The sequence below is a fragment of the Pseudomonas sp. LBUM1647 genome, from assembly GCF_059716175.1.
In genome coordinates, this window is record NZ_CP166809.1 from 1,929,774 (window position 1) to 1,938,530 (window position 8,757).

8 protein-coding genes are annotated in these 8,757 nt (G+C 61.1%); 3 read left to right on the forward strand and 5 right to left on the reverse strand.

The window, feature by feature from the left end:
* Positions 1-464 precede the first annotated feature (464 nt).
* The gene (gene inhA, locus ACA059_RS08770) at positions 465-1,160 is read right to left on the reverse strand and encodes an isonitrile hydratase (RefSeq protein WP_497633439.1); all 696 of its coding nucleotides are present in this window, start codon (positions 1,158-1,160) and stop codon (positions 465-467) included.
* 90 nt (positions 1,161-1,250) lie between these two features.
* Between inhA and ACA059_RS08775 the strand changes: the two genes are divergently transcribed.
* Positions 1,251-2,234, forward strand: coding sequence for a GlxA family transcriptional regulator (locus tag ACA059_RS08775; protein WP_497633440.1), 984 nt, complete (start codon positions 1,251-1,253; stop codon positions 2,232-2,234).
* On the opposite strand, the gene ACA059_RS08780 is transcribed toward ACA059_RS08775, so the two are convergent.
* The 4 genes from ACA059_RS08780 to ACA059_RS08795 all read right to left on the reverse strand — a co-directional run bounded on the left by ACA059_RS08780 (position 2,203) and on the right by ACA059_RS08795 (position 6,326).
* On the reverse strand, positions 2,203-3,105 hold the full coding sequence (locus ACA059_RS08780; protein WP_497633441.1) for an alpha/beta fold hydrolase: 903 nt from the start codon (positions 3,103-3,105) through the stop codon (positions 2,203-2,205). The two genes, ACA059_RS08775 and ACA059_RS08780, sit on opposite strands and share 32 nt — an antisense overlap.
* A gap of 34 nt (positions 3,106-3,139) precedes the next feature.
* Positions 3,140-3,529 (reverse strand): hypothetical protein, encoded by a 390-nt coding sequence (locus ACA059_RS08785; protein WP_497633442.1) that lies wholly within the window; start codon positions 3,527-3,529, stop codon positions 3,140-3,142.
* A gap of 177 nt (positions 3,530-3,706) precedes the next feature.
* The gene (locus ACA059_RS08790; protein ID WP_497633443.1) at positions 3,707-5,533 is read right to left on the reverse strand and encodes a glycoside hydrolase family 15 protein; all 1,827 of its coding nucleotides are present in this window, start codon (positions 5,531-5,533) and stop codon (positions 3,707-3,709) included.
* Positions 5,526-6,326, reverse strand: coding sequence for a glucose 1-dehydrogenase (locus ACA059_RS08795; RefSeq protein WP_497633444.1), 801 nt, complete (start codon positions 6,324-6,326; stop codon positions 5,526-5,528). The genes ACA059_RS08790 and ACA059_RS08795 overlap by 8 nt, the downstream gene beginning before the upstream one ends.
* Positions 6,327-6,569: 243 nt before the next feature.
* On the opposite strand from ACA059_RS08795, the gene ACA059_RS08800 reads away from it, so the two are divergent.
* Together ACA059_RS08800 and ACA059_RS08805 are read left to right on the forward strand one after the other, a co-directional pair.
* On the forward strand, positions 6,570-7,742 hold the full coding sequence (locus ACA059_RS08800) for an MFS transporter (RefSeq protein WP_497633445.1): 1,173 nt from the start codon (positions 6,570-6,572) through the stop codon (positions 7,740-7,742).
* A 222-nt stretch (positions 7,743-7,964) separates the two neighbouring features.
* Entirely contained in the window at positions 7,965-8,699 is a 735-nt protein-coding gene (locus tag ACA059_RS08805; protein ID WP_497633446.1) for a thioesterase II family protein, read from the forward strand.
* Positions 8,700-8,757 lie beyond the last annotated feature (58 nt).

An 8,757-nucleotide genomic window follows, 5' to 3' on the forward strand; every position in this document is an offset into this window, starting at 1 on the left:
TCATCAACCGAAGCACAGGAAGTGCTCGGGATCACGGATGATCGACCATAAGCAAGGAATCGCTGCCGACAGGGAGTCGTAATGGTCTTGGGAAAAACCCGCTTCGGCGGGTTTTTTTTCGCCTGTCGAAAAGGACTTGGCAGATGAGTCTCGTGTAGCAACCTTTGGCAGCGGCTACAGGAGAGGGCTTAAAGGCTGGAATGGTCAATGGCTTACACCAGAGCGCTGGTATGTCCTCTGTTTACGCATCGCCGACGCGTTTATTCTGGATCCATCAACTGAGTCGCAGGATGCACTCAGGATCACGGATGATCGACCATAGGCCTGGATGGCTGCTGACAGGGTGTCGCAATGGTCTTGAGAAACCCGCTTAGGCGGGTTTTTTTATGGGCGATGGAAAATTCCCGGCGCATCATTTTGCCGGGGGACCGGCAGCCAGGTACTTGGCTGCCGGTCGGGATGGATCAGCGTGCTGACAACTGATCGAGTTTCGCCGCCACACGCTCGGTGATTTCCGAGCGCAGTTTCAGTGACCCGGCAGCACGTTTGCGGGCCTCTTCCAGGACGCTGACCGGAGCCGTCTCAGGGCTGCCCGACGCAAACGGCGGTGCCGGGGCATATTCCAGCTGCAACTGCACCAGCTCTGCCGTGTCCTTATCGAACAGCTCCGCGGCCAGGGTCAGGGCAAAATCGATGCCCGCTGTGATCCCGCCACCGGTTAGAAGATTGCCGTCGCGCACCACCCGATCCGTCACCGGGATCGCCCCCAAAGGCACCAGCAATTCGTGATAGGCCCAGTGAGTGGTGGCGCGTTTACCCTTCAGAAGACCCGCCGCACCAAGCACCAGCGCGCCGGTACACACCGACGTGACGTAACGCGCGGTGGCGGCCTGCGCTTTGATGAAGGCCAGCGTCTCTTCATCCTCCATCAACGGCCCGACGCCACTGCCGCCGGGAACGCAGATCACATCCAGCTTCGGGCAATCGGCGAACGTGGTGGTCGGTTTCAGCACCAGTCCCGTGCTCGCGGTGACCGGCACCAGATCCTTCCAGATCAAATGCACCTTCACGTCCGGCAGCGAGGCCAGTACGTCGTAAGGGCCGGTGAGGTCCAGTTGTTGAACCTGTGGAAACAACAGAAAACCGATCTGCAACGTCATGGCATTTTTCTCATGAAGTGGGTGGACGGCTTCACTTTAGGCTCGTAGGATTTGGCGTATACGCCAATAACCCCACGAATTACGCCAATCATGCCGAAGACCATTCACGTGCTCGCCTTTGCCAATGTGCAACTGCTCGACGTCACCGGGCCGTTGCAGGTGTTCGCCTCGGCCAACGATATTTCCCGCCAGCAAGGTTTTCCGCCACCTTATGCGCCGTCGGTGATTGCAAGCGGCGGCGGAGTGGTGATGTCGTCGGCGGGGCTGGCGCTGTTGGCCGAGCCGTTGCCCGAGGAGGGCAGTGACACACTGATCATTGCCGGTGGCTGGGGCGTTTACGACGCGGCGCAAGACGAACCACTGGTGGCGTGGGTACGTGAACACGCGACGGGGTGTCGACGGGTATCGTCGGTGTGCACCGGGGCATTTTTGCTGGCGGCCAGCGGCTGGCTCGATGGCCGGCGGGTGGTCACTCACTGGACCCGTTGCGAGCAGTTAGCGCAGCAGCATCCGCGGCTGCAGGTTGAACCCAATCCGATTTTCATCAATGACGGTCCGGTCTGGACCTCGGCCGGGGTCACCGCCGGTATCGATCTGGCGCTGGCCATGGTGGAAGAGGATCTCGGCCGCACGATGGCCCTGGAAGTCGCGCGGCAACTGGTGGTGTTCCTGAAACGTCCCGGCGGGCAGTCGCAGTTCAGCGTGACCCTCTCTTTGCAAAAGGAAGGCAACCGTTTCGACGAACTTCATGCCTGGATCAGTGAAAACCTCACCAAGGATTTGGGCATCCCGACCCTGGCCTTGCAGGCCGGCATGAGCGAACGCAGCTTCGTCCGCCACTACCGCGCCGACACCGGCCAGACGCCGGCCCGGGCCATCGAACTGATTCGGGTCGAGACCGCCCGACGTTTGCTCAGCGATACCGGCGTGCCGATCAAACGGGTGGCGATGCAATGCGGATTCGGTAGCGAAGAGACGCTTCGACGCAGTTTTCTGCGGGCCATGGGCGTGACCCCGCAGGCCTATCGCGAGCGTTTCAGCGTCAGCCCTCCAACAGATCCAGTAACGCTCTGACCGTTGCTTCGGGCGCTTCTTCAGGAATGTTATGCCCGACACCCGCCAACACTCGCCGCTCATAACACCCGGTGAAATGGGCGATGTCTTCGTCTATCTCCGGTGCCGGTCCGACGCCATCGTCGGCACCGCACAGGGAAATCGTCGGTACGTTGATCGGCGGCTGTCGGGTCAGCGCTTCTTCGATCCACTCCAGCGCCGGCTCGCCGGGCGCGTACATGAACCGGTGGCGGTAGGAGTGAATCACCACCTCGACGAAATCCGGATTATCGAAGGCCGGTGCGCTTAACGGATACAACTCAGGGCCTTTGGTCCAGGTGGGTGACCACAACGTCCAGAGCAATTCGCACAAGGCCCGGCGATTTTTCGTCAGGCCTTCGACGCCGCGTGGCGTGTGGAAATAGTACTGATACCAGAGGCGGTGTTCGGTTTGCGGGTCCAACGGTTCGGTGGAGTGGGGAATGTTCTGAAGGTTGTAACCGTCGCCGGTCACCAGGCAACGAACCCGCTCGGGCCATAGCGCCGCCACGATGCACGCCGCCCGACCGCCCCAGTCGTAGCCGCACAAGGCGGCTTGTTGAATCGCGAGGGCATCCATCAAATCCAGCAAATCCTGGGCGAGAGCGGCTTGTTGTCCGGAGCGCAAGGTGCCGGGATTGTTGAAACGGGTCGGGCCGTAACCGCGCAGGTAGGGGACGATGACGCGGTAGCCCTTGGCGGCGAGGGCTGGGGCGATTTCGTCGTAGGCGCGCGGGGAGTAGGGGAAGCCGTGGAGGAGGATAACGGGGTCGCCGGTGGTGGGGCCGTGTTCTTCGTAGGCGAGAGACAACGCGGGAGTTTTGGTGAAGTGGATCAGCGCTTCAGTGTTCATTCGACACTCCCGAGAGGTTGTTCTTGCCGATTTCCTAGACTTCGATTTCCGCCACCTGATTAAAGTACTTCGACCGATCCGGCGTAAACGTCACCACCATTTTTGTCCGCGAACAGGTCAACGCCCGTTCTTCACTCAGATCGATATCCAGATCTTCCCCACGCAACCCTTGCCACTGAGCGAGGTATTTGAGGGATCCGTATTTTTCGAGTTTCTTCAGGCTACGGCTGACTCCACCTTTCCAGCCCAGCACCGGCAGTTCGCCGGCAAGGCAGCGTTGGGCGAGTTCGGGGAATCGGGCGGCGCGTTGGCGGCCGATCTCCCAGCATTTGATCAGGCCTTTGTCGTGGGCTTCCCACAATTCGTCGCGGTTCAGGCCGGACCTGAGTGGGGTGTCTATGCTGCGGTGGATGCGCTGGGTCATTCTGCTTCCTTGAATTCGGGTTTTGTTGGACAGCTCCGCTGTACCCGTTGACGGTGGATGGTAGGGGGGGATGTAACGGCTGGCAACAAAGGATTTTCGGGTGGTTGAGGCGGGTTTTGTTTATGAAATGTAAGACTTTGGCCTACACAAAACCTGTAGCAAGGCGGCAACTCGGTCTCACGGCTGCCAGAAATTCTTCTCCCCACTCAATTTCCGATCCAGAAAACTCGCCGCACTGATCAGCGCCAAATGCGTCAGCGCTTGCGGTGTATTCCCCAGGTGCCGCGCCTGGCTATCGAACTCTTCAGCGTACAACCCCAGCGGGTTGGCGTACCTCAACAACTGTTCAAATTCCAGATGCGCCTTTTCCACGCGGCCGGCGCGGGCCAAACATTCGACGTACCAGAACGAGCACGCGGCGAAGGCGCCTTCGGTGCCGTCGAGGCCGTCGATCCGGGTGTCGTCATTGCGATAGCGGTAAACCATTCCATCGCGCACCAGATTCCTTTCGATGGCATCGAGGGTCGCGAGCCAGCGCGGGTCTTTGGCGCTGACGAAGCGCACCAGTGGCATCAGCAGCATCGAGCCGTCGAGGGCGGTGCCGCCAATGTGCTGGACGAAGTGCCCGCGTTCTTCGTTCCAGAAGTTTTCCCAGATGTCAGCGTGGATCGCCTGTCGGGTCTGGTCCCAGCGGGCGAACGGGGCGGGCAGTGAGCGTTTTGAGGCGAGCCGAATGGCCCGGTCCAGTGCGACCCAGCACATCAGCCGCGAGTGCAGAAAGTGATGCTGTTCGCCGCGCATTTCCCAGATGCCGACGTCCTTTTGCTCCCAGGTTTCGCAGACCTGATCGACCACTTCCACAACGTGTTTCCAGCCTTCATGGGAGATGGCGTCGCCGTATTTGTTGACCAGGTACACCGCGTCCATCAGTTCGCCGAAGATGTCGAGCTGGACCTGGTCGTAAGCCTGATTGCCGATGCGCACCGGTGTTGCGCCGCCATGGCCGGAGAGGTGCGAGAGTTCGGTTTCCGGTAATTCCTGGCGGCCGTCGATGGCGTAGAGGATGTTGAGTTTCATGGACTTGCCGTGGCAATCGCTGACCCGCCCGCGCAGCCAGCGCATGTAATCATTGGCTTCCTGAACGAAGCCCAGGCGCATGAACGCGTAGACGGTGAACGAAGCGTCGCGAATCCAGGTGTAGCGATAATCCCAGTTGCGCTCGCCGCCCGGCGTTTCCGGCAGGCCGAAGGTGGCTGCGGCGAGGATTGCGCCATGTTTGCGCGAGGTCAGCAGCTTCAGCGCCAGGGCCGAGCGATTGACCATTTCCCGCCAGCGGCCGCGGTAGTTGGATTGGCTGATCCAGTCGCGCCAGAACTTCAGGGTCCGCTCCAGGCATATCGTGGCGGCGCCTTCCTTGAACCGCGGGTCGTCGATACCGCCCAGCATGAATTCGGCGCTCTGGTCCTGTTCGAGGGTGAATTCGGCGACTGCCGCATGGCCGTCTATACGCAAAACCTGATCCGAAGACAGACGCATAGACGGCTGATCGGCAGCCTCGAAGGTCACGTCCTCTTCATCCATGCGCGCGCGGGTCTTGGCGCGAGCGTAGTCATGACGCACGGCGCAACGCATATGAAACGTTGCTTGGCCGCTGACCACACGCACCCGGCGCATCAGCACCGGCGTGGCATCTTCGCTGTCGCCGATGGGCAGCAGGTCGGTGACTTCGACGACCGCGCGGTCGCTGAGCCAACGGGTTTGCAGCACATTGGTGTCGGGTAGATAAATCTGCTCGCGGCGAGCGTCGGGTAAATCCGGGGATAGTTGGAAAATCCCGGCCTCAGGCGTGTCCAGCAGTGAGCAGAAGATCGACGGGCTGTCGAATTCCGGCCAGCAGAAAAAGTCCACACTGCCCTTGTCGTTGACCAGTGCCGCGCTGCGCATGTCGCCGATGATGCCATGGGCATCGATAGCGCTTTGTCGTTCGGGATGATGATCAGCCATTGCCGCGAAACTCCGGATAAAGGCTCATGCCGCCGTCGATGAACAGGGTGGTGCCGACGATGTAGTCGGAGGCATCGGAGGCGAGGAAGACCACCGCGTTGGCGATGTCCTCGACATCGCCGATCCGGCCATAAGGAATGAGTTTGAGCAGGTCCTGCTCGTGGTCGCCGTCGGTGGCGGCGCGATTGATCGCCGTGCGAATGGCGCCCGGCGCGATGCCGTTGATGCGAATGCGCTGGTGGCTGACTTCCTGGGCGAGGGTTTGCATCAGCATGTCGACGCCGCCCTTGGACGCGGCGTAATTGACGCGACCGGCCCAGGGAATGCGCTGGTGCACTGAACTCATGTGGATGATTTTGCCGGCGGCCCGGGACACACCTTCACGAATACCTTGCCGGTTGAAAATTCGCAGGGCGGCGCGGGCGCAGAGGAACTGGCCGGTGAGGTTGACGCCAATCACCTGGTTCCAGTCGGCGAGGCTCATGTCCACGGCCGGTGCGTCTTTCTGCATGCCGGAGTTGGCGACCAGAATGTCCAGAAAACCGAAGGCTTCGAGGGTTTGTGCGAATAACCGTTCGACGTCTTCTTCTTTGGAGACGTCGGCGCCAATGGCGATGGCGCGACCGCCTTCAGCATTGATCTGGCGGGCGAGCTCCTCGGCGGGGGCAGCCTGGGAATTGTAGTTGATCACCACAGCGGCACCGGCGGCGGCCAGGGCCTTGGCCGCGCCGGCACCGATGCCGGAACTGGCACCGGTGATCAGGGCGACTTGTTGGTCCAGAGAAATGTGCATGAAGGTTAAAGCCTTGAGTCGAGGGCTTAACTAGCTGACTGGTTTGCGCGGTAGAGAGTTCAGCTGCAAGGTCAAAAGATCGCAGCCTTCGGCAGCTCCTACAGTGGAATGCGATCTCCTGTAGGTGCTGCCGAAGGCTGCGATCTTTGATCTTCAAGGGCTTCACATTCAACCAACAATTGGCTGCTTTCCCCTCAACCAGCGTTTATGGCAACTTGCAGGCCCTTGTTGAGACCTGCACCTATGGCAAACCCTTACCGCGAGCTGTTCAAAGCCCCAGGCAGCAGCGCTTTTGTGCTGGCCGGCATGATCGCGCGCATGCCGATTTCCATGACCGGCATCGGCCTGATCACCATGCTTTCGCAGCTGCAGGGCGGGTATGGATTGGCCGGTGCAGTGGCCGCCACGTTTGCCCTCGCCACGGCGTTTTGTGCGCCGCAGGTTTCGCGGCTGGTGGACCGTTTCGGGCAGCGCCGGATCTTGCCAGTCTCGGCGTTGATTGGGGGCGGGGCGTTGTTGCTGGTGTTGCTTTGCACGCGCTTGCAGGCGCCGAACTGGACGTTGTTTGTGTTCGCTGCGCTGGCCGGTTGCATGCCGAGTATGTCGGCGATGGTGCGGGCGCGCTGGACCGAGGTGTATCGCGGCCAACCTGAGCTGCAAACCGCTTATGCACTGGAGTCGGTGCTGGATGAGGTCTGTTTTATTGTCGGGCCGCCACTGTCGGTGGGGTTGTGCGTGGTGGCGTTCCCCGAGGCCGGGCCGTTGGCGGCGTTGCTGATGCTGGCGATCGGGGTGACGGCGTTTGTGCTGCAACGTGACACCGAGCCGGCGATTCATCCTCATGAAGACCATCATCAGGCCTCGATCATTCGTTCCAGCGAGATTCAATTGCTGATGCTGTTGATGGTCGCCATGGGCACCATCGTCGGCGTGGTGGACGTGGTCAGCGTGGCGTTCGCCCAGCAGCAGGGCCAGCCGGCGGCGGCGAGCATTGTGTTGTCGGTGTATGCCATCGGTTCGTGCCTGGCCGGTTTGGCGTTCGGGGCGTTGCGCTCGAAACTGCCGTTGCCGCAACTGTTCCTGTACGGCGGGGTGGCGACGGCGGTGACCACGCTGCCGTTGCTGCTGGCGACGAACATTCTCGGGCTGTCGCTGGCGGTGTTCGTCGCCGGGTTGTTCTTTGCGCCGACGCTGATTGTTGCGATGGCCTTGGTGGAACGCATCGTGCCGCCGGCCAAGCTCACTGAAGGCCTGACCTGGCTGGTGACCGGGTTGAGCATTGGCGTGGCGATCGGTGCGGCCAGTTCCGGGTGGCTGATCGATGCATTTGGGGCGCGCAGCGGGTTCTGGGTGGCGATTGCGGCTGGCGCCGTGGTCCTCGGTTCCGCAGTGCAAAGCTTCCGCCACTTGAAATGATCACTAAATGTGGGAGCGGGCCCTGTGGCGAGGGGATTTATCCCCGTTGGGCTGCGGAGCGGCCCCGGCATTTCAAAGTTAAACCGCATTTACGACTGCTTCGCAGCCGAACGGGGATAAATCCCCTCGCCACAGGGCCCGCTCCCACAGGGTTATCGGTACGACTAATTCCCCTCGGCGCTCATCCGTTCTCTTAACAGACAACTTTTCGAGGTAAGCCCGGTGACCCAGCTGACATTGCTCTGCCTGCCCTATTCGGGCGCGAGTGCCATGGTCTACAGCCGCTGGCGGCGCAAACTGCCGGAGTGGCTCAAGCTGCAACCCGTGGAACTTCCGGGGCGTGGCGCCCGGTTTGGCGAACCCTTGCACACCGATATGCGACGCCTGGCGCTGCAACTCGCGCAGGAACAAACAGCCACGCTCAAGGCACCGTACGCGCTGTTCGGTCATAGCCTTGGCGCGTTGCTCGCCTGTGAGATGGCCCATGCGTTTCGCTCGCTGGGCTGTCCGGAACCGGTGGCGCTGTTCGCTTCGGGCACCGCCGCGCCGACCCTGCGTGCCGACTATGACCGGGGTTTCGCCGAGCCCAAAACCGATGCCGAATTGATCGAGCAATTGCGCACCCTCAACGGCACCAGTGAAGAGGTACTGGCCAACGACGAGCTGATGAGCCTGACGCTGCCAGTGCTGCGCGCGGACTTTCTATTGTGCGGACGTTTCGAACCGCAACAGCGGTCGTTGCTCAAGTGCCCGATCCATGTGCTCGGCGGCAAGGCTGACCGCGCCACCACTGAGCAGCTGATCGGCTGGAGCAAGGAAACCCGTGGCAGTTTCTCGGTGGACATGCTCGCTGGCGGTCACTTCTTCATCCATGAGCACGAGGCCAAGGTGTTGCGGGTGATCAAGGATCAGCTGGAAGTTCACCATCGGCGGCATGCCATGGCGGCTGTCGGTTAGCCCAATCTCAAACATCACCCAACCCCACATTTTGATTTGCAGCAGCTTCACTATCCTC

Excerpts from the sequence above, each read along its gene's own strand:
- inhA (WP_497633439.1), bottom strand. The coding sequence starts at position 1,160 with ATGACGTTGCAGATCGGTTTTCTGTTGTTTCCACAGGTTCAACAACTG.
- ACA059_RS08775 (WP_497633440.1), top strand. The coding sequence starts at position 1,251 with ATGCCGAAGACCATTCACGTGCTCGCCTTTGCCAATGTGCAACTGCTC.
- ACA059_RS08780 (WP_497633441.1), bottom strand. The coding sequence starts at position 3,105 with ATGAACACTGAAGCGCTGATCCACTTCACCAAAACTCCCGCGTTGTCT.
- ACA059_RS08785 (WP_497633442.1), bottom strand. The coding sequence starts at position 3,529 with ATGACCCAGCGCATCCACCGCAGCATAGACACCCCACTCAGGTCCGGC.
- ACA059_RS08790 (WP_497633443.1), bottom strand. The coding sequence starts at position 5,533 with ATGGCTGATCATCATCCCGAACGACAAAGCGCTATCGATGCCCATGGC.
- ACA059_RS08795 (WP_497633444.1), bottom strand. The coding sequence starts at position 6,326 with ATGCACATTTCTCTGGACCAACAAGTCGCCCTGATCACCGGTGCCAGT.
- ACA059_RS08800 (WP_497633445.1), top strand. The coding sequence starts at position 6,570 with ATGGCAAACCCTTACCGCGAGCTGTTCAAAGCCCCAGGCAGCAGCGCT.